The organism is Solwaraspora sp. WMMA2056 (assembly GCF_030345095.1).
Taxonomy (GTDB): domain Bacteria; phylum Actinomycetota; class Actinomycetes; order Mycobacteriales; family Micromonosporaceae; genus Micromonospora_E.
This window is the reverse complement of record NZ_CP128360.1, coordinates 6,528,234-6,548,890: the sequence shown is the minus strand read 5'-3', so window position 1 is coordinate 6,548,890 and position 20,657 is coordinate 6,528,234. Positions and strand designations below refer to the sequence as shown.

12 protein-coding genes are annotated in these 20,657 nt (G+C 73.7%); 10 read left to right on the top strand and 2 right to left on the bottom strand.

The window, feature by feature from the left end:
* Positions 1-66 precede the first annotated feature (66 nt).
* The 5 genes from fdxA to O7608_RS29740 all read left to right on the top strand — a co-directional run bounded on the left by fdxA (position 67) and on the right by O7608_RS29740 (position 9,282).
* A complete protein-coding gene (gene fdxA / locus O7608_RS29760) occupies positions 67-393 on the top strand; it encodes a ferredoxin (RefSeq protein ID WP_282225692.1) in 327 nt (108 codons plus the stop codon).
* 38 nt (positions 394-431) lie between these two features.
* Positions 432-1,535 carry a succinyldiaminopimelate transaminase gene (dapC, locus tag O7608_RS29755; RefSeq protein ID WP_289207702.1) on the top strand — a complete coding sequence of 368 codons (1,104 nt, stop codon included), beginning with the start codon at positions 432-434 and terminating at the stop codon, positions 1,533-1,535.
* Positions 1,536-1,544: 9 nt separating this feature from the next.
* Positions 1,545-2,216, top strand: coding sequence for an SIMPL domain-containing protein (locus tag O7608_RS29750; RefSeq protein ID WP_289207701.1), 672 nt, complete (start codon positions 1,545-1,547; stop codon positions 2,214-2,216).
* Between the two features lie 281 nt (positions 2,217-2,497).
* Positions 2,498-5,644 (top strand): putative bifunctional diguanylate cyclase/phosphodiesterase, encoded by a 3,147-nt coding sequence (locus tag O7608_RS29745; protein ID WP_289207700.1) that lies wholly within the window; start codon positions 2,498-2,500, stop codon positions 5,642-5,644.
* Between the two features lie 218 nt (positions 5,645-5,862).
* On the top strand, positions 5,863-9,282 hold the full coding sequence (locus O7608_RS29740; protein WP_289207699.1) for a S8 family serine peptidase: 3,420 nt from the start codon (positions 5,863-5,865) through the stop codon (positions 9,280-9,282).
* Positions 9,283-9,467: 185 nt separating this feature from the next.
* On the opposite strand, the gene dapD is transcribed toward O7608_RS29740, so the two are convergent.
* Complete coding sequence (gene dapD / locus O7608_RS29735) at positions 9,468-10,421, bottom strand: 2,3,4,5-tetrahydropyridine-2,6-dicarboxylate N-succinyltransferase (protein ID WP_289207698.1); 954 nt, start codon at positions 10,419-10,421, stop codon at positions 9,468-9,470.
* A 124-nt stretch (positions 10,422-10,545) separates the two neighbouring features.
* Between dapD and dapE the strand changes: the two genes are divergently transcribed.
* Positions 10,546-11,619 carry a succinyl-diaminopimelate desuccinylase gene (dapE, locus tag O7608_RS29730; RefSeq protein ID WP_289207697.1) on the top strand — a complete coding sequence of 358 codons (1,074 nt, stop codon included), beginning with the start codon at positions 10,546-10,548 and terminating at the stop codon, positions 11,617-11,619.
* 55 nt (positions 11,620-11,674) lie between these two features.
* Here dapE and O7608_RS29725 read toward each other — a convergent pair whose 3' ends face one another.
* Positions 11,675-11,830, bottom strand: a complete 156-nt coding sequence (locus O7608_RS29725; RefSeq protein ID WP_289207696.1) for a hypothetical protein — start codon at positions 11,828-11,830, stop codon at positions 11,675-11,677.
* Positions 11,831-12,064: 234 nt separating this feature from the next.
* Here O7608_RS29725 and O7608_RS29720 point away from each other — a divergent pair, with 234 nt between their 5' ends.
* The 4 genes from O7608_RS29720 to O7608_RS29705 are packed head-to-tail and all read left to right on the top strand — an operon-like array spanning position 12,065 to position 20,516.
* Entirely contained in the window at positions 12,065-12,976 is a 912-nt protein-coding gene (locus O7608_RS29720; protein WP_289207695.1) for an LOG family protein, read from the top strand.
* Between the two features lie 10 nt (positions 12,977-12,986).
* Positions 12,987-13,532 (top strand): LOG family protein, encoded by a 546-nt coding sequence (locus O7608_RS29715; RefSeq protein WP_289207694.1) that lies wholly within the window; start codon positions 12,987-12,989, stop codon positions 13,530-13,532.
* A gap of 58 nt (positions 13,533-13,590) precedes the next feature.
* Positions 13,591-17,124, top strand: a complete 3,534-nt coding sequence (locus tag O7608_RS29710; RefSeq protein ID WP_289207693.1) for an ATP-dependent helicase — start codon at positions 13,591-13,593, stop codon at positions 17,122-17,124.
* Positions 17,121-20,516, top strand: a complete 3,396-nt coding sequence (locus tag O7608_RS29705; protein WP_289207692.1) for an ATP-dependent helicase — start codon at positions 17,121-17,123, stop codon at positions 20,514-20,516. The genes O7608_RS29710 and O7608_RS29705 overlap by 4 nt, the downstream gene beginning before the upstream one ends.
* Positions 20,517-20,657: the final 141 nt, after the last annotated feature.

The window sequence follows — 20,657 nt, the reverse complement described above, 5'->3', positions numbered from 1 at the left end:
CCGGCGAGATACTAGGCTCGTTACGGCCGCGGGCGATCGCGGCATGTCGTGCGGGAAGGAAGGCCAGTGACATACATCATCGCCGAGCCGTGCGTCGATGTGCTCGACAAGGCGTGCATCGAGGAATGCCCGGTCGACTGCATCTACGAGGGCAACCGGATGCTCTACATCCACCCCGATGAGTGCGTCGACTGCGGTGCCTGCGAGCCGGTCTGCCCGGTGGAAGCCATCTTCTACGAGGACGACGTGCCGGAGCAGTGGAAGGACTACACCACCGCGAACTACGAGTTCTTCGAGGATCTCGGTTCGCCCGGCGGCGCCTCCAAGGTCGGCAAGATCGAGAAGGACACTCCGTTCGTCGCGGGTCAGCCGCCGCGCGGGGAGGGGCACTGACCGCGACGCCGGCGGAGCTCGTGGCCGGGCGGCGGGCCGTGACCGGTGGCGGATCCCTCGCCGCCGGTCTGCCGGACTTTCCCTGGGACCGGCTGGAGCCGGTCAAGGCCCGTGCCGCCGCCCACCCGGACGGCATCGTCGACCTGTCGGTCGGCACGCCGGTCGACCCGGTGCCGGCCACCGTCCAGGCGGCGTTGCGGGGCACCACCGACACCCCGGGCTACCCGCTGACGGCGGGTAGCCCGCCGCTGCGCGGGGCGATCCGCGACTGGTGCGTCCGGGAGTGCGGCGCGTCCGCCGACGGGCTCGGAGTGCTGCCGACGATCGGCTCCAAGGAGCTGGTCGCCTGGCTGCCGACGCTGCTCGGGCTCGGCCCCGGCGATGTCGTGGTGGTGCCGTCGGTCTGCTACCCGACCTACGAGGTCGGGGCACGGCTGGCCGGTGCCGAGGTGGTGCGGACCGATTCGCTCACCGCCCTCGGGCCGATCAGCCGGGTCGGTCTGGTCTGGGTCAACTCGCCCGGCAACCCGACCGGGCAGGTGCTGCCCACCGGCCACCTGCGCAAGGTCGTCGACTGGGCACGCGAGCGCGGCGCGGTGGTCGCCAGTGACGAGTGTTACCACTCGCTGGGCTGGGAGGCCGAGCCGGTCTCGGTGCTGCACGACGAGGTCTGCGGCGGCGACCTGACCGGTCTGCTCGCCGTGCACTCGCTGTCCAAGCGCAGCAACCTGGCCGGGTACCGGGCCGGTTTCGTCGCCGGCGATCCGGCCCTGGTCGCCGAGCTGCTCGCGGTCCGCAAACATGCCGGAATGATCGTGCCGGCGCCGGTGCAGGCGGCGATGATCGCCGCCCTGACCGACGAGACCCACGTGGCCGACCAGCTGAAGCGGTACGCGGCCCGCCGGGAACTGCTCCGTACGGCACTGACCGGGGCGGGCTTCACCGTGACCCACTCGACCGCCGGCCTGTACCTGTGGATCACCCGGGGTGAGGACAGCTGGGCGACGGTCGACTGGTTCGCCGACCGGGGCATCCTGGCCGCACCCGGCGCCTTCTACGGACCGGCGGGGGAGCGGCACGTCCGGGTCGCGTTGACGGCGACCGACGAGCGGGTGGCCGCCGCCGTGGCCCGGCTCGGCTAGGCTGGTGCGATGGCGGGCGCTCCGGTGGTGGCGGTACGCGGCGAGGTGGTCCGTGAGGTCGCCCCCGAGCTCGCCCGGTTCGCGGTGACGGCCTCGGCACGTGGCAAGGACCGGCCGGGCACCCTGGCCCGACTGGCCGAGCGGGGCGACGCGGTGCGTGCCCTGATCGACGGGTACGGTCCGGCGATCGAGCGCCGCGAGTCCGGTGCCCTGCAGGTACGTCCGGAGTGGAAACGCTCCGGTGAGCGGGTCGCCGCCTACCACGCCAGCGTGACCACCACCGTCACCGTGGTCGACTTCACCATTCTCGGTGAGCTGATGCTGCGCCTGGCCGACCAGGACCAGGTGCAGGTCAGCGGTCCCTGGTGGGCGCTGCGGCCGACCAGTCCGGTGCACGGCCAGGCGCGTCGGGCGGCGATCGACGAGGCGATCGCCCGGGCCCGCGACTACGCCGAGGCCCTCGGTGCCGAGGTGACCGGGTTGGTGGAGCTGGCCGATCACGGCATGGCGGCACCGCAGCCGATGATGTTGCGCGCCGCCGGCCGGACGTTCGCCGCGACGGAGCTGGCCGCCGACGATGTCCCGCATCTCGACCTCGATCCGCAGACGCAGACGGTGCACGCCGTCGTGGAGGCCCGGTTCACCATCTCCGCCCCGGCGGTACTGGACCTGGCGCGGTGACGGCCGCGCAGCCTGGCGCGGTGACCGCTGCGCCGCCCGGCGCCAATGATCAGCCCAGGTGGTGCCGTATTACCGGACGGTCGCCGACGCAATCGGGAAATCGCATCCGGGTCCCTTACGACCCATCGTTCGACGACCATTGACCGGCAGAAGTATGGCCAACTCCTTGTCGGACTGGTAAACCGAGCGGTGGATGTGTAGCCGCGTGCCGGATGTGCGCCGGGCACCGGCGTGTCGACCGTCGTCCGGCGTTCGTCCGCGTCCGGCCAGAGGGGAGGCTCGTGTCGGTCCGAAAATTCACCGGCGCGTACGTCGGTGTGATGATCCTGTTGTCGGCGGGGATCTTCGCGGCCCCTGCCTGGCATCCGGTCCTCTGGCCGCTCCTCGGCGCGTTCAGCGCCGGTGGAATCGTCGTCGGCCTGCGGCGGCACCGGCCGAAGCGGCCGGCAGCCTGGTGGTGCCTGGCGGCTGCGGTGGTCGCTCTGGCCGCCGGCGACACGACGTACGCCCTGCGTCCCGGCGCGGTGCTCGCCGAGCTTTTCTACCTCGCGGTTTTCGTCCTCACCGCAGTGGGGTTGTTCCTGCTGACCCAGGGCAATCGGGAGATCGGCGATCGGGCCAGATTGCTCGACGTTCTCACATTTCTGTGCACCGCGGCGCTGCTCGCCTGGATCTTCATCGTCGGGCCGTACATCACCGCTGACGGTTTGAGCCCGGTCGAACGGTCGTTGCTCGCCGCGTACGCGCTCGGTGATCTGTTGGTCCTCGCGGTGACGATTCGGCTGCTGGCCACGAATCGTCGCACTCCGGCGCTGCTGCTGTTGCTGACCGGTGCGGCCGGGATGCTGGTCAGCGACATCCTGTACGGGCTGACCACGCTCGGCGGGCCGTGGCAGCCGGGCGGACCGATCGAGCTGGGCTGGCTGCTGCTCTACCTGACCTGGGGGGCGGCCGGGCTGCAACCGTCGATGGCGCAGCTGTCCGAGCCGGCCGAGCTGGAGCAGGGCAAGGTGAGTCGGCCGTGGGCGGTGCTGCTCGTCCTGGCCACGCTGATCGCGCCGACCATCCTGCTAGTCGAGTCGCTGACCGGGCAGGTCCGCGACGGCGCGATGCTGGCCATCACCTCGGCGGTGGTCTTCGCGCTGGTGCTCAGCCGGTTCGGTGACGTGCTGGCGGCGCACCGCCAGACGGTGCGCCGCGAGCAGGGGCTGCGCAACGCCTGCGCGGCCCTGGTCTCCGCCGCCGACGCGGCCGAGGTGGACCGGGCGGTCCGTGCCGGCCTGGCGCAGATCGTTCCGGAGGGCGTCGCCCACCGGCTGGTGCTGGTGGTCAACCGTGCCGGCGGGGTGCCGGCACTGGCCACCAGCATCTGGGGGCCGTCGGTGCCGGCGACTGCGGGCGACGCGCTGCTGCCGCCGAGCGCGGCGGTCCGGCGGTCCCGGATGCTGCGCCGGTCGGCCCTCACCCCGGGGCTGGCCCGGCAACTCGGGTCGTTTCCGTTCGCGCTGCTCTGCCCGCTGGTGCTGCCGGAGCGCCGCCCGACGACACCGGCGACGGTGCCCGCGCAGCCCGGCCGGCGGCCCGCCGGCGTCGACGACGTCGCGGGTCCGCGCGCCGGCGTGCTGCTGGTGGCGGCGGAGACGCCGGTCCTCGGTACGCTGCGCGACAGCATCGAGGTGCTGGCGAGTCACGCCGCGACGGCGCTGGAACGGGTCCGGCTCAGCGACGAGATCAACCGGCGCGACGCCGAGGCGTACTTCCGCACCCTGGTGCTCAACAGCGCCGACATCATCCTGATCGTCGACGGGCAGGCCCGGATCCGGTACGCCAGCCCGGCGGTGAGCACGGTGCTCGGCCGCCCGGCACCGGACGGCGGACCGGTGACCGACCTGGTGGACCCGGAGGATCACGACCGGGTGATCGACGGACTCGACCTGGTCCGGACCTCCGGCGAGCCACACGACTGGCAGGACTGGCGGTTGCGGCACGCCGACGGCAGCACCGTACAGGTCGAGGTGAGCTGCCGGGACCTGCGGTCGGACCGCACGGTACGGGGCCTGGTGCTGACCCTGCGCGACGTCACCGAGCGGCGGCGGCTGGAGCAGGAGCTGACCCACCGGGCGTTCCACGATTCGCTGACCGGGTTGGCGAACCGGGTGCTCTTCCACGACCGGGTGCAGCAGGCGGTGGCGCGGGCCCACCGGGGCGGGCACACCGTCGGTGTCCTCTTCATCGATCTGGACGACTTCAAGGTCGTCAACGACACCCTCGGACACCAGGCCGGCGACGAGTTGCTGGTCGCGGTGGCCAACCGGTTGGCGGCGACGCTCGGATCGGCCGACACGGCGGCCCGGCTCGGCGGGGACGAGTTCGCTGCTCTGATCGACGACGCGGTCGACGCGGCCGAGGTGGAGCAGGCCGCCCAGCGGGTGGTGGCGGCCTTCGCGGAGCCGTTCCGGCTGGCCGGCCGCCTGGTCGGCGGCGCGGTCAGCGTCGGTGTCGCCACCACCGAGGACGCTGGCGGCACCGACGACCTGCTGCGCCACGCCGACCTCGCGCTCTACGTGGCGAAGGGGGCGGGCAAGGGACGCTGGCGGCGCTACCAGCCGGCCCTGCACGTCAGCCTGGTCCGGCGGATGGAGCTGCGCACGACGTTGGAACGGGCGGCACCGGAGACCGACTTCGTCGTCGAGTACCAGCCGATCGTGGAACTGGCCACCGGCAGCGCGGTCGGCCTGGAGGCGTTGCTGCGGTGGCAGCACCCGACGCTGGGGCTACTGCGCCCGGACCAGTTCATCGACGTGGCCGAGGAGACCGGCCTGATCGAGTCGATCGGGGACTGGGTGCTGCGTCGGGCGTTCGCGGCGGCCGCCCAGTGGCAGGTGGGTGCGGCGCCGGGGGACGCGCCGTACATCAGCGTGAACGTCTCGGCGCGGCAGTTCCGGGTCACCGGGTTCGTCGGCACGGTACGTCGGGCGCTGACCGAGGCCGGCCTGCCGCCGGAGCAGGTGATGCTGGAGCTGACCGAGAGCCTGCTGCTGGGCAGTGAGGACGACATCTGGTCCGATCTGGCGCAGCTGCGCGAACTCGGGGTACGGATGGCCATCGACGACTTCGGCACCGGCTTCTCGTCGTTGAGCTATCTGCGGCAGCTGCCGATCGACGTACTGAAGATCGACCGGTCGTTCACGGCGGAGATGGCCTTTTCCGCGCGCCAGCGGTCGCTGGTGGACGGGATCATCCGGCTGGCGCACAACCTCGAGCTCGCCGTGGTGGCCGAGGGGATCGAGACGGTGGCGGAGCGGAATCTGCTCGGCGATCTCGGCTGTGGTTTCGGGCAGGGCTATCTCTTCTCCCGGCCGCTGCCGGAGCCGGCGGCGGCGGCGTGGGTGGCCGGCGGCCGGCCGGTGGGCTCGGCCCGTCCGTAGCCGGCCCGTCCGTAGCCGGCCCGTCCGTAGCCGGCCGTCTGCTGGGCGGACGACTGGGCGGACGGCTGATCGTTCCTGGGTGGTCAGTTGATCACTGCGCGTCGATATCGGTCCCTATTGTCCCGAGTTCTGGGGCATCGACATACATACTGAATATGCAATCCTGGGGCTTCGGATCACGACCCTGACGTCACTCGACGTCTACCGGGGAGGTTCAGTTGCATCCAGTCAGGAGAACGACCGCCGCCACCCTCGCCGCCGTCCTGGCGACGAGCCTGATCGGCGTCGGCGGGGCCGCACCCGCCGCCGCCCGACCGTCCAGCCCGGCCGCCGCTGGCGCGGCGTCCCCAGCCGCCGTCGACCTCGGCGCCACCACCGTCACGCTGATCACCGGTGACCGGATCACCGTGACCGACCGCGGCGCCGCCGTCGCACCCGCCCCCGGCCGCCGCCACCTGCGCTTCCACACCTACCAGCTCGCCGACGGCCGGTACGTCGTCCCGACCGACGCCCAACCGCTGATCCGCGCCGGGGTGCTCGACCGACGCCTGTTCAACGTCACCAACCTGATCACGTACGGCTACCACGACGCCGCCACCGACCGGCTGCCGCTGCTCGTCGAGTACGCCGGCCCGGCCACCGCCGCCCGTCGGGCGACCGGCGCGCTCGCCGGCACCCGGATCACCCGAGACCTGCCCGCCATCGGCGGGGCCGCCGTCAGCGCCGACAAGGCCACCGCCGGCGACCTCTGGACGGCGGTCACCGGGGCCACCGCCGGGTCGCCGACCACCGCGTCCCGCTCGCTGGCCGCCGGATCCGGGATCGCCCGGATCTGGCTCGACGGCAAGCGGCGGCTGCTGCTGGAGCACAGCGTCGGCCAGATCGGCGCGCCAGCGGCCCACGACGCCGGGCTCACCGGTGCCGGGGTGACCGTGGCCGTGCTGGACAGCGGCGTCGACGCCGACCACCCGGACCTGGCAGGCCGGGTCGCCGACGCGGAGAACTTCACCGAGGACCCGGACCCGGCCGACGTCGTCGGCCACGGCACCCACGTGGCGTCGATCATCGCGGGCAGCGGTGCCGCCTCCGAGGGAGCCAACCGGGGGGTCGCCCCGGACGCCACGATCGTCTCCGGCAAGGTCTGCGAGTCCTACTGGTGCACCGAGTCGGCGATGCTGGCCGGTATGCAGTGGGCCGCCGCCGACCAGCAGGCCACGGTGATCAACTTCAGCATCGGCGGCCAGGACACCCCGGAGATCGACCCGCTGGAGGAGGCGGTCGACACGCTGACCGCACAGACCGGCGCACTGTTCGTCATCGCCGCCGGCAACTCCGGCACCGACGCCAGTATCGGCTCCCCGGGCAGCGCCGACGCGGCGCTGACCGTCGGCGCGGTGGACCGCGACGACACCCTGGCCGACTTCTCCAGCCGGGGCCCGCGCACCGGCGACGACGCGGTCAAACCGGACATCACCGCGCCGGGCGTCGGCATCGTCGCCGCCCGTGCCGCCGGCACCACGCTGGACACCCCGGTCGACGCGCACTACGTCGCCGCCTCCGGCACCTCGATGGCGACGCCGCACGTCACCGGCGCGGTCGCGTTGCTGGCCCAGCGCCGCCCCGGCTGGTCGGCGCAGCGGCTCAAGGCCGCGCTGATGGGCGCGGCGGCACCACAGCCCGGTACGGGTGCCTACCCGCAGGGGGCCGGCCGGGTCGACGTGGCCCGCGCGATCACCCAACGGGTCGTCGCCACCCCGGCGAGCGTCTCCTTCGGCCGTACCGCCTGGCCGCACCACGACGACGAGGCCGTCACGAAGACGGTCACCTACCGTAACACCACCGGCACCGACCAGACCCTGGCGCTGGCCGTCGACGCCGTCGGACCAACCGGTACGCCGGCACCGGCCGGCGTGTTCAGCGCGGGCGCGACCGAGGTGACCGTACCGGCCCAGGGCACCGCCGAGGTCGTCGTCACCGCCGACACCAGCGTCGACGGGCCCGACGGCTACTACTCGGGCCACCTGGTCGCCACCGGCGCCGACGGGGTCCGCGTCGTCACCCCGTTCGGCGTCAACCGCGAGGTGGAAAGCTACGACCTGACCCTGGCGCACCTGGACCAGACCGGGGCCCCGACCGACGCGTACTGGACCGTCGCGATCGGGCTCGACCAGCCGTACGACGCGATGCCGTGGCGCGCCGACGGCTCCGGATCGGTCACGGTCCGGCTGCCTGCCGGCCGGTACGGCCTGTCCAGCATGATCGAGCGCCGGATCGGCGAGGGCGACGACGCCGAACTCGAGCTGGCCGTCCTGGTCCGGCCGAACCTGAAGGTCACCGCCGACACGGCGGTCACCTTCGACGGTCGGCGCGGCCAGCCGGTACGGGTCACCGTGCCGGAGCCGACCGCCCGTCCGGCCCTGGTCGACGTCGGTTTCGCCTACTGGACCCGGAACAACGCCGGGGCCGGGGTCGGGCTGCTCTCGGACACCTTCGACGGGCTGACCGCCGGCCAGTTCGGTGCCCCGCCCCGGCGCGGGGAGTTCGCCGCCACCATCGCCAGCCAGTGGCTGCGACCGGACGGCGCGGACGGCTTCGTCGGCAGCCCGTACTTCTACGGCCTGACCGAGCACTTCGTCGACCAGTTGCCGACCGGGTTCACCCGGCACTACCGCCCGCGTGACCTGGCCACCGTGCGGCACCGGTTCCGGGGCGTCGCCCACGGTGACGCGACCGACCGGACCGTCTTCGGCAGCCACGGCGAGCGCGACCCCGGCGGGTGGGCACTGGTCGCCCCGGTCGAACTGCCCACCGTACGGGTGGAGCACTACAGCGTCGCCGACACGTTGACCTGGAACGGTTACCTGGAGTTTTCCCGGAAGGTGCCCGGCCAGCAGTGGGGCGAGCTCACCGCGATGTTGACCTCCATGCCGCAGCGGTACCCGCCGGGACGGCAGATCCAGGACACCTGGAACGTGGCACCCTACGGGCCGGTGTTCGCCGACACGACGTACCCGGGTGGCTGGGTGCGCCGCGACGGTGACGTGATCGCCGTGGAGGTGCCGCTGTTCGGTGACGCCGACGGCCATCCCGGATCGGCGTTGACTGACAGCGGGCGGACCGCGCTGTACCGCGACGGCAAGCTGGTGGGGGAGAGCGAATACCCCGGGTACGGCTGGTTCGAGGTGCCCCGGGCGGAGGCCGAATACCGGCTGGAGGTCGCCGCGACGCACGACGTCAGCGACTTCTCCACCTCGGTCAGCGGGGTGTGGACCTTCGCCTCCGGGCCGGTGACCCGGGGTCAGGTTGCGGCGCTGCCGGTGATGGCGGTGCGGTTCGCGCCGGCGGTGGACGCGGGCAACACCGCCCCGGCCGGCCGGGCGGCGCAGATCCCGTTCACCATCGCCCACCAGCCGGGTGTGGCCGGCATCGGGGTCCGTAAACCGGTGGTCGAGGTCTCCTACGACGGCGGCGACAGCTGGCTGCCGGCGCAGGTACGGTCGGCCAAGGCCGGATGGACCGCGTCGGTGCACCATCCGGACGCCGACGGGTTCGTGTCGCTGCGGGCCTCGGTTACCGACCGGGACGGCAACACCGTGCAGCAGACGATCATCCAGGCGTACCGGATCACGGTGCGCTGACCCCCTCGCCCTCGCCTCGCCCGCCCGCCCCGCCCCCGCCCGCCCGCCCCGCCCCCGCCCCGCTCTCCGCGATCTTGCACTTATCGACGGACAATCTGGACATAAGTTCTCGATAAGTGCAAGATCGCGGGGGTGAGGGGTGGGTGAGGGTGGGGCGGCGGAGGGGTGGGGGCAGGTGGGGGTGGTCAGTCGTTGGCGTGCAGGGCGGCGTTGAGAGTGATCCCGGCGCCGGTGCGGGGGCGGGCCTCCAACCCACCGGTCACCGAGTTGCGCCAGAACAGCAGCCCGTCGACCCCGGACAGCTCGCGCGCCTTCACCACCCGACCGTCGGGCAGGGTGACCTTTGAACCGGCGGTGACGTAGCAACCGGCCTCGACCACGCAGTCGTCGCCGAGGGAGATGCCGATGCCCGCGTTCGCGCCGAGCAGGCTGCGTTCGCCGATCCGGATCTTCTCGGTGCCGCCGCCGGAGAGGGTGCCCATGATCGAGGCGCCGGCACCGACGTCGGAGCCGTCACCGACGACGACCCCGGCGACGATCCGGCCCTCGACCATCGAGGTGCCCAACGTGCCGGCGTTGAAGTTGCAGAAGCCCTCGTGCATGACGGTGGTCCCGGCGGCCAGGTGGGCGCCGAGGCGGACCCGGTCGGCGTCGGCGATGCGCACCCCGGACGGCACCACGTAGTCGGTCATCCGGGGGAACTTGTCCACCCCGTACACGGCCAGGTGCCGCCCGGCGGCCCGCTCGACGATCCGCAGCTCGTCGACCCGCTCCGGCGGGCACGGCCCGGCGGAGGTCCAGGCCACGTTGGCCAGCTGACCGAAGATGCCGTCCAGGTTGAGCTCGTTGGGCCGGACCAGTCGGTGCGACAGCAGGTGCAACCGCAGGTACGCGTCGGGGACGTCCTTGATCGGGTCGGCCAGCGAGCCGATCTCGACCACCACGACCTCGGTACGCAGCCCCGGCAGCGCGCGTGGGCCGACCACGCCGGCAGGGAGCTCGCCGGGCTCACCGGCCGGTGCCGGCGGGCGTTCCCCGAGGCCCAGCTGACGGGCCGGGAACCAGGTGTCCAGCACCTGTCCCTGCTCGGTACTGGTGGCCAGGCCGATGCCCCAGGCGGGCTGCGTCGAAACCGTCACCGAACTGTCGCCTTCCGATCGTGGTACGGGTCACCGCCGGCCGTGGTCCGGGTGCGCGGTCGATCCGGGCGAACCGGGCGGTCAGCGGACGGGCCGGCCCTGTTGAGACGGTACCGTGCCAGCCATGGACAACCCGCTGACCCCCGAGGTCCTGGCCGATCCGGTGACGCTGACCCGTGCGTTGGTCGACATCGAGTCGGTGTCGCGCAACGAGCAGCGGATCGCCGACTGCGTCGAGCAGGTGCTGGCCGGGGTGCCGTGGTTGACCACCCGACGGTACGGCAACACGGTGATGGCCCGTACCGAACTGGGCCGGGCGCAGCGGGTGGTGCTCGCCGGGCACCTGGACACGGTGCCGTTGGCGGACAACTTTCCGTCCCGGGTGGAAGGCGGGTCGATCCACGGCTGCGGCACCTCGGACATGAAGTCGGGGGTGGCGCACGCGCTGCACCTGGCCGTCACCGTGGACGCGCCCCGGTACGACGTGACGTACCTGTTCTACGAGGCCGAGGAGATCGACTCCCGGTTCAACGGGCTGCGCCTGGTGGCGCAGGCGCACCCGCAGTGGCTGGCCGCCGACTTCGCGGTGCTGCACGAGCCGACGTACGGCCTGGTCGAAGCCGGCTGCCAGGGCACGTTGCGGGCGATGGTGGTGACCACCGGTCGCCGGGCGCATTCGGCCCGGTCCTGGCGGGGCGTCAACGCCATCCACGCCGCCGGTGAGGTGCTGCGGCGGCTCGGGGAGTACCGGGCCCGCGAGGTCACCATCGACGGCTGCCACTACCGGGAAGGGCTCAACGCGGTCCGGGTCGAGGGCGGGGTCGCCGGCAACGTGATCCCGGACCGGTGCGCGGTCGAGGTCAACTTCCGGTTCGCCCCGGACCGTGACGAGCAGCAGGCGCAGCAGCACGTCCGGGAGGTCTTCGACGGTTTCGCGGTGGAGATCGTCGACTGCGCCGGCGGCGCGCTGCCCGGCCTGACCGCAGCCCCGGCGCGGGAGTTCCTCGACGCGGTCGGCCAGCCGGCGGTGGCCAAGCTGGGCTGGACGGACGTGGCCCGGTTCGCCGCGCTCGGCATCCCGGCATTGAACTTCGGCCCGGGGGACCCCAACCTGGCCCACGCCCGGGACGAGCGGGTGGAGATCGACAAGATCCGCGAGGGCGCCGCGACGCTCCACCGCTGGCTGGCCCCGGCGTGACCGCCGGGCCGGTACCTGCTGGCTGGCCCCGGCGTGACCGCCGGGGCCGACCAGTTCAGCGCAGTAGCAGCGACTCGGACTCGGTGACCGGGTCGGTCGCCGGCTCCACCGGGTCGGGCCGCCCCCCGGCCACCCGACGCTCGGCGACCACGGCCCGGATCCGGCGGTGCATCTGACGGCGGACGCGGATCAGTTCGCTACGTGTCATCATTGTTGCTCCTCCCCCCGAAGGCACCTAGTGCGACGTCCTCCCCGCCGCACGGGCGTTCCCAGTATCTGCCAATGAAGACGTAAGCGCAGCCGATTTGGTTGCACCTCACGCCAAACTCGCGGAAATCCGTCCGGTCCGCGACAGCTCCGGCGGCGGCGACCCGGACCGGTCCGGACTGGACACGCGAGCGCCCGGACCGACGCTGTCGCGATATCGCCCACTACGGTTGGTCGGATGGACCATCGACTCAACGGGCCCACGGCAGGTGACGAATCGGTTGCGCCGTCGGACGAAACCCTTGCGGCGCCGGCGGAATCCGGCCCGGAACGGCATCGGGGTGCGGTGACGCTGCGCCGGGAGGCGGTCCGGCGCGGCACCGCCGATCAGGGCCTTCTCGATTCGCGGGCCCGGGCCCAATGGCAGACCAAGGACTCCTGGCGGGCGCTACGCATCCTGTCGGAGTTCGTCGAAGGGTTCGACACCCTGGCCGATCTGCCGCCGGCGGTCAGCGTATTCGGATCCGCCCGTAGCGGGCCGGACAGTCCGGAGTGCCGGCTCGCCGAAGAACTGGGCGCGGCGCTGGCCGCCGCCGGTTACGCGGTGATCACCGGCGGTGGTCCGGGCGTGATGGAAGCCGCGAACCGGGGAGCCACCACCGCCGGCGGGGTCTCGGTCGGGCTCGGCATCGAGTTGCCCTTCGAACAGGGCATCAACGAATGGGTCGAGGTCGGCATCAACTTCCGCTATTTCTTCGCCCGCAAGACGATGTTCGTCAAGTACGCGCAGGCGTTCGTGGTGCTGCCCGGTGGGTTCGGCACGATGGACGAGTTGTTCGAGGCGCTGACCCTGGTGCAGACCGGCAAGGTGACCCGCTTCCCGGTCGTCCTGATGGGCACCGGGTACTGGGCCGGCCTGCTCGACTGGCTGCGTGACACCATGCAGGAGCAGGGGAAGATCGGCGCGGCCGACCTCGACCTGCTCTGCCTGACCGACGACGTGAACGAGGCGGTGCGGCACATCGTCGACGCCGACGCGGCGCTCGCCGCCGAGCAGGCCTCGCTGCGTGAGACGGCGTCGGCGCAGGCCGCCGCCGAACGGCAGGCCGACCACCGGGGTCCGGCCGGTGATCACCGGCCGGCGGGATGAGGGGAGCACCGTGACCGCGATCGGAGTCTTCTGCGCCTCGTCGCGCACACTCGACCAGCGCTGGCTGGACCTGGCCGCCGAGACCGGGCGGGAGTTGGCCGCGCGCGGCCACAGCCTGGTATCCGGTGGCGGCTGCGTCGGCATGATGGGGGCACTGGCCGACGGCGCCCGCGCGGGCGGCGGCTACACCCTGGGGGTGATCCCGCAGACCCTGGTCGACCTGGAGGTGGCCGACACCCGGTCCGACGAACTGGTCGTCACCGACGGTATGGCCAGCCGCAAGACGCTGATGATCGAGAAGTCGGACGCGTTCGTCACCCTGCCCGGTGGCCTGGGCACCCTCGACGAGCTGTTCGAGGTCTGGACCACCGCCGTGCTGGGGCTGCACCGCAAACCGGTCGTCCTGGTCGACCCGGACGGCTTCTACCAGGGCCTGCTGACCTGGCTGTCGGCGTTGGCCGACACCGCCTTCGTCGGGCGTACGGCGTTGGACCTGTTGATCGTCGTCGACTCGGTGCCGGCCGCGCTGGACGCCATCGAGTCCCGGCTCGGTTGACCGGGCGCCGGGCGGGCGTGGACCCGCGCGCCGCGTGGTGTCGCCGCGTCGTGGTGAGATGAGCGGCGTGCAGGCGTACCGGCTGGTCCGTCGGCCGGCCCCGGCCGCGCCGGCGCGCCTCGACGACCCCGCGCAGCAGACCGTGGTCGCGCACACCGACGGTCCGCTGCTGGTGGTCGGCGGGCCGGGCACCGGCAAGACGTCCACCTTGGTGGCAGCGGTCGCCGCCCGGGTCGCCGAAGGGACCGACCCGGAACGGATCCTGGTGCTCACCTTCAACCGGCGGGCGGCCGTGGCGTTGCGGCGGCGGATCGAGGCGGCCGTCGCCGGCGGGTCGCGGCGGGTGCTGCACGAACCGCTGGTACGCACGTTTCCCGGCTACGCGTTCGGCCTGTTGCGCCGGGCCGCCGCCGAGCGGGGTGAGCCCTCGCCCCGGCTGCTCACCGGCCCCGAGCAGGATCTGATCATCCGGGAGCTGCTGGACGTCGCCGGCCCGCAGCCGGGCGAGGCCACCACGACCGCCACCGGGACCGTCACCGGGACCGCCGAGCCGCCACCGGGCGACGAGTTGGGTGACCCGGTGGGCTGGCCGGCGGACCTGCGGGCGGCGTTGCCGACCCGGGCGTTCGCCACCCAGCTGCGTGACCTGTTGCAGCGGGCGACCGAACGGGGGGTCGGGCCGGTCGAGCTGGCCCGCCTCGGCGAGCGGCTGGGCCGGGCGGACTGGCCGGCGGCCGCCCGCTTCCTGCGCCAGTACGTCGCCGTACTGGCGTTGCGTGACGTCAGCAACCGGGGCTCGATCGGTTACGACCACGCCGAGCTGGTCCGGGCCGCCGCCGGGCTGCTGGTCGACGACCCGCAGCTGCTGGAGTCGGAGCGCCGTCGGCTCGCCTTCGTCTACGTCGACGAGCTGGCCGACACCGATCCTGCCCAGGTGGAGCTGCTGCAGCTGATCGCCGGCGGTGGCCGACCGCTGGTGGCGTTCGCCGACCCGGACTCCTCGACGTACGCGTTCCGGGGCGCCGATCCGGGCATCGTGCCGGCGTTCGGGTTGCGGCTGCGGACCGCGTCGGGCGCGCCGGCCCGGCAGATCGTGCTGCCGGTCTGCTACCGGGCCGACCCGGCGTTGCTGGCGGTGACGCGTCGGGTGGCCCGCCGGCTGCGGGGTCCGGCCGGCCACCGTGACCTGCGACCGCCAGCCCCGCCGACCGAGGCCGAGCCGGTCCAAGCGGAGCCGACCGAGGCCGAGCCGGCCCAGGCGGAGCCGACCGAGGCCGAGCCGCTCCAGGCCGCCCCTCCGACAGCCGGGTCGGCGGCGACCGACCACGCCCAGGTACGGGTGTTCCGGTCGGCGACCAGCGAGGCCAGCTACCTGGCCCACGCGCTGCGGGTGGCACACCTCGTCGACGGGGTGCCCTGGTCGCGGATGGCGGTGATCGTCCGGTCCACCACGTTGCAACTGCCGCCGCTGCAACGGGCCCTGCACATCACCGGCGTACCGACCGTGGTGCACGCCGAGGACCTGCCGCTGCACCGGCAACCGGCGGTGGCGCCGCTGCTGCTGTTGCTGCGCTGCGCCCTGGAGCCGGCCCGGCTCGACGAGGAGGCGGCGGTGGCGTTGCTGCACTCCCCGCTGGGCGGGGCGGATCCGCTGGCCGAGCGGCGACTGCGGCAGGGGCTGCGGGCGTTGGCGCTGGCCGCCGGCGACCGGCGCCCCTCCGGTGAGCTGCTGGTCGACGCGTTGCGGGATCCGGCGGAGCTGGCGGCGATCGAACGCCGCTGGGCGGCCCCGGCGCAGGCGGTCGCCTCGCTGCTGGCCACCGCCCGGGAGACCGCCGCCCGGCCGGGGTCGACCGTCGAGGACGTGCTCTGGGCGGTGTGGCAGGCCAGTGGGCTGGCCGACCGCTGGTTCGGCGCGATCGTGCGGGGCCGGACCCAGGGCGGGCCGGCGGGTGCCGTACCGGCCGGAGGGGTGAGCGACACCGGGGCGCGGTGGCGGGCCGCCGCCGCCGACCGGGACCTCGACGCGGTGATGGCGTTGTTCGACACGGCGGCCCGGTTCGTCGACCGGCTGCCGGGTGCCCGGACCGAGGTCTTCCTCGACCACGTGCTCGGCCAGCAGTTGCCGGCCGACACCCTGGCGCCCGCCGGGGACCGGGGTGAGGCGGTCCGGCTGCTCACCGCGCACGCCGCCAAGGGCCTGGAGTGGGACGTGGTGGCGGTCGCCGGGGTGCAGGAGGGCGTCTGGCCGGACCTGCGGCTGCGCGGCAGCCTGCTCGGTTCGGAACGGCTGGTGGACGTGCTCAGCGGCCGCTCCGACGGGGCCGGGCTCAGCGCGTCGCTGGTGGCGCAGACCTCGGCGCTGCTCGACGAGGAACGTCGGCTGTTCTACGTGGCGGTGACCCGGGCCCGGCGGCGGCTGCTGGTGACGGCGGTCGCCTCCGCCGGGGTCGGCGGCCTGGACCACGAGGAGCAGCCGAGCCGGTTCCTGCACGAGCTGGGGGTGTCGGCGGTGGACGCCGACGGCGAGGAACCGGCGACGTTGCCGGTCGGCCGGCCGCCCCGGTCGTTGACCCTGCCGGCGCTGGTGGCGGAGCTGCGTACCGTCGTCACCGACCAGGCGGCGGCGCCGGCGCGCCGGCACGAGGCCGCGGCGGTGCTGGGCCGGCTGGCCGTCGCCGGGGTGCCCGGCGCCCACCCCGACGACTGGTGGGGGCTGCGGCCGTTGTCCGACGACCGGCCGCTGGTCGACGACGGTGAACCGGTGCGGGTCACCCCGTCGACCATGGAGAGCGCCCTGCGGTGCAGCCTGCGTTGGCTGCTGGAACGCCACGGCGGGCGGGGCGAGCCGAGCGCGGCGGCCGGGGTCGGCAACCTGGTGCACGCGGCGGCGATGCTCGCCGAGGACGCCAGCGTCGACCGGGCGAAACTGCTGGAGTACGTCGCCGCCCGGTTCGACGCGATCGACCTGGCGGCCCGCTGGATGGCCGGTCCGGAGCTGGCCCGCGCCGAAGGCATGGTGGACAAGCTGCTGCGCTGGCTGGCCGGCAACCCGCGCCGGCTGCTCGCCATCGAGCACGAGTTCACCGTACGGCTGGACGACCCGACCCGGCCGGTGGAGCTGACCGGTCGGGTGGACCGGCTGGAGGTCGACGCCGACGGCCGGCTCGTGGTGATCGACCTCAAGACCGGCAAGTCGACCGCGGTGACCGCCGCCGAGCTGGCCGAGCATCCGCAGCTGGGCGCCTACCAGGCGGCGGTCGAGGCGGGGGCGTTCGTCGAGTACGGCGACGACTCCGGTGGCGCCGCCCTGGTGCAGCTCGGCACCCCGGTGAAGGAGGCGAAGGAGCAGCAGCAGGAGCCGCTGGCCGACACCGACGACGCCGGCTGGGCGACGGCGATGGTCCGCCGCACGGCGCAGACGATGGCCGCCTCGACGTTCTCGGCGGTGGCCAACTCCTCCTGCCGGGTCTGCCCGGTGAAGACCAGCTGTCCGGTCTCCGGCAAGGGCCGGCAGGTCGTGGAACCACCGTCGGCCGGGCCGCCGCCCGGGGGGCCGCCGCCCGCCGGGCCGTCAGAGGAGCGCGGATGACCCAGCAGTCGCTCTTCGCCGCCACCCCGTCGCCGCGTCGTCGGGCCGACGCCGGGCCCCGCTACACCCCGCAGGAGCTGTCCCGGCTGCTGAAGCTGCCGCCGCCGACGCCGGAGCAGGCGGCGATCATCGCTGCCCCGGTGGAGCCGCTGCTGGTGGTCGCCGGTGCCGGGTCCGGCAAGACCGAGACGATGGCCGCCCGGGTGGTCTGGCTGGTCGCCAACGACCAGGTACGCCCGGAGCAGGTGCTCGGTCTGACGTTCACCCGTAAGGCGGCCGGGGAGCTGGCCCACCGGATCCGTACCCGGCTCGGGCAGCTGGTCCGCCAGCTCGGCCGGCAGGGTCGCCGGCCGGAGGAGGATCCGCTGTCCGGCGAGCCGGTGGTGGCCACCTACCACTCGTACGCGGCCCGGGTGGTCACCGAGCACGGGCTGCGCGCCGGCTTCGAGCCGTCGGCCCGGCTGCTGACCGAGGCGTCCCGTTGGCAGATCGTCGACTTCCTGGTCCGCAACTACGACGGTGACATGTCCGAGGTGGACCGGGCGCCGGGTACGGTCACCGACGCCGTCCTCGCCCTCGCCGGCGAGTTGGCCGAGCACCTGGTCACCCCGGACCAGCTGGCCGGCTGGACCGGCCGGTTCTTCGCCGAGGTGCAGTCGCGGCCGGGTCGGGTCTACGCCGACGTGCGCCGGTCGTTGACCATCCAGCAGATCCGGCTGCGGCTGCTACCGCTGGTCCGGGCGTACCAGCAGCGCAAGGCCGATTTCGAGGCGATGGACTTCGGCGACCAGATGTCGCGGGCGGCGCAGGTGGCCCGGGACCATCCGGCCGTGGGCGAGCTGGAACGCGACCGCTACCGGGTGGTGCTGCTCGACGAGTACCAGGACACCAGCCACGCCCAGGTGGTGATGCTGCGGTCGCTGTTCGGCGGCGGGCATCCGGTGGTCGCCGTCGGTGACCCGTGCCAGTCGATCTACGGCTGGCGGGGGGCGAGCGCCGGCACCCTGGACCGCTTCCCGGGCGAGTTCGCCCGGGTCGACGGTACCCCGGCCCGGGCGCTGACGTTGACCACGAGTTGGCGTAACCGGCCGGAGATCCTCAGCGTCGCCAACGAGCTGTCCGGCCCGCTGCGCTCGGCGGGGGCGCGGGTGGCGGCGTTGGCGGCCGCCGCGAAGGTCGACCCGCCGATCCCGGGCCGCACCGCGCGTGGCGCGCCGGCGGCGACGGTGCACTGCGCGCTGCTGGACACGGTGCTCGACGAGGCGGAGTGGATCGCCGACGGGATGTTGGCGGCCTGGCGGGGGGCGGCCGGCGCGGATCCGGGCCGAGGTGACGAGATCCCGGTCGAGTCCCGCCCGACCAGCGCGGTCCTGGTCCGGGTGCGCAGTCAGATCCCGGCGATCGAGGCGGCGCTGCGGGCCCGTGGGCTGCCGGTCGAGGTGGTCGGTCTCGGCGGCCTGCTGGACACCCCGGAGGTCCGTGACGTCGTCAGTACGCTGCGCGTGCTGGCCGATCCGACCGACGGCGCGGCCCTGCTGCGGCTGCTCACCGGTGCCCGGTGGCGGATCGGTCCCCGGGACCTGGTGGCCCTGCACCGGCGGGCGCGGGCGATCGCCGACGCCCGCCGGCAGCTGCCCCGTTCGGGCACCGCCGAGCCGGAGATCGTCGTCGACCACCTGGACGAGGCGAGCCTGGTGGAGGCGTTGGCCGATCCGGGGCCGGCCCAGCTCTACTCGGCGGAGGGCTACGCCCGGCTGCGCGCGTACGGCCGGGAGCTGGCCCTGCTGCGGCAACGCCTGGACCAGTCGCTGCCGGATCTGATCGCGGACGTGGAGCGGACCACCGGCCTGGACGTGGAGGTGGCGGTCCGGGCCGGCGGGGCCGGCGGTGGGGACGCCGGCCTGGCCCGGGGGCATCTGGACGCGCTCGGTGACGTCGCGGCCCGGTTCGCCGGCGAGTCGGACACGGCGACCCTGTCGGCGTTCCTGGCGTTCCTGGCCGCCGCCGAGGACGAGGAGCGTGGGCTCAGCCCGGGTGAGGTCGACGTGGTCTCCGGTGCGGTGCAGATCCTCACCGCGCACGCCGCCAAGGGCCTGGAGTGGGACGTGGTGGCGGTCGCCGGGTTGACCCGCGACGTCTGGCCGGGGTCGGTGCGCGGCGCCGACCACTACCTGTACGGCCTGGGCGTGCTGCCGTTCCCGCTGCGCGGTGACGCCGACGGCCTGCCGGTGCTCGACCTCGACGACGCTGAGGACCAGAAGGCGGTGGAGCGCGAGTTCACCGAGTTCGGCAAGCGCTGGCGTGAGCACGACGAGCGGGAGGAGCGGCGGCTGGCGTACGTGGCGGTGACCCGTCCTCGTCGGCTGCTGCTCTGCTCCGGCTACTGGTGGGGGGCCGGGGTGAAGCGGCACCGGGGGCCGTCGGCGTTCCTGCGGCAGATCCACGACGACTGCCTGGCCGGGGCCGGAGTGGTGGACCACTGGGCGGCGGAGCCGCTGCCGGGGGCGACGAACCCGGTCGACGAGGTGACCGTACGGGCCGAGTGGCCGGCGGATCCGCTGGGTGCGCTGCGGCCGCGCATCGCCGAGGCCGCCGGGCTGGTCCGGCAGGCGATGGACCGGGCGGCGGACCACCCGGTTGCCGCCGCCGGGGCGCACCAGCCGGCCGCCGATGCCGCCGCCGATGCCGCCGTCGCCGACGGCTGGTGGCGGGAGGCGCGGATCCTGCTCGCCGAACGCGACCAGTTGGCCCACGGCGTCGGGCCGGTCGACGTACCGCTGCCGGAGCAGTTGTCGGTGTCGCAGCTGGTCGCGCTGCGCCGGGACCGGTTCGCCCTGGCCCGTACGCTGCGCCGGCCGCTGCCGAACCGGCCGGACCCGCACGCTCGCCGGGGCACCGCCTTCCACGCCTGGTTGGAGCAGCGGTTCGGGGCCGACCGGCTGCTCGACGTTGACGAGTTGCCGGGCGCGGCCGACGCCGACGCCGCGGGGGACGAGGCGTTGCAGGAGCTGCAGGAGCGCTTCCTGGCCAGCGAGTGGGCCGACCGGGTGCCGGTCGAGGTGGAGGTCCCGTTCGCCACGGTGATCGCCGGGGTGGTGGTGCGGGGTCGGATGGACGCCGTCTTCGCCGGCCCGGCCGGCCGGTACGACGTGGTGGACTGGAAGACCGGTCGCCGGCCGACCGGGGTGGCCGAGACCGCCGCCACGGTGCAGCTCGCCGCGTACCGGATGGCCTGGGCGGATCTGGCCGGGGTGCCGGTGGAGCAGGTCCGGGCCGCGTTCCACTACGTCCGCGACGGGGTCACCGTGCGTCCGGCGGACCTGCTGGACCGGGCCGGCCTGGCCGCACTGATCGGTGAGTTGCCAATGCTGGGTGAAACGCCGGATCCGTGATAGCGTGGTCGACGTTGCAGTTTTGGTTCCCCGTGCCGCCCTCGGGTTCACCCGACCGGCCGGTCACAGTGACAGTGCGAGCGCCTGTGGGATCTCGGCCCAGGCGCTCTTTGTTGTGTCCGGAGAACATTCCGGATGGGG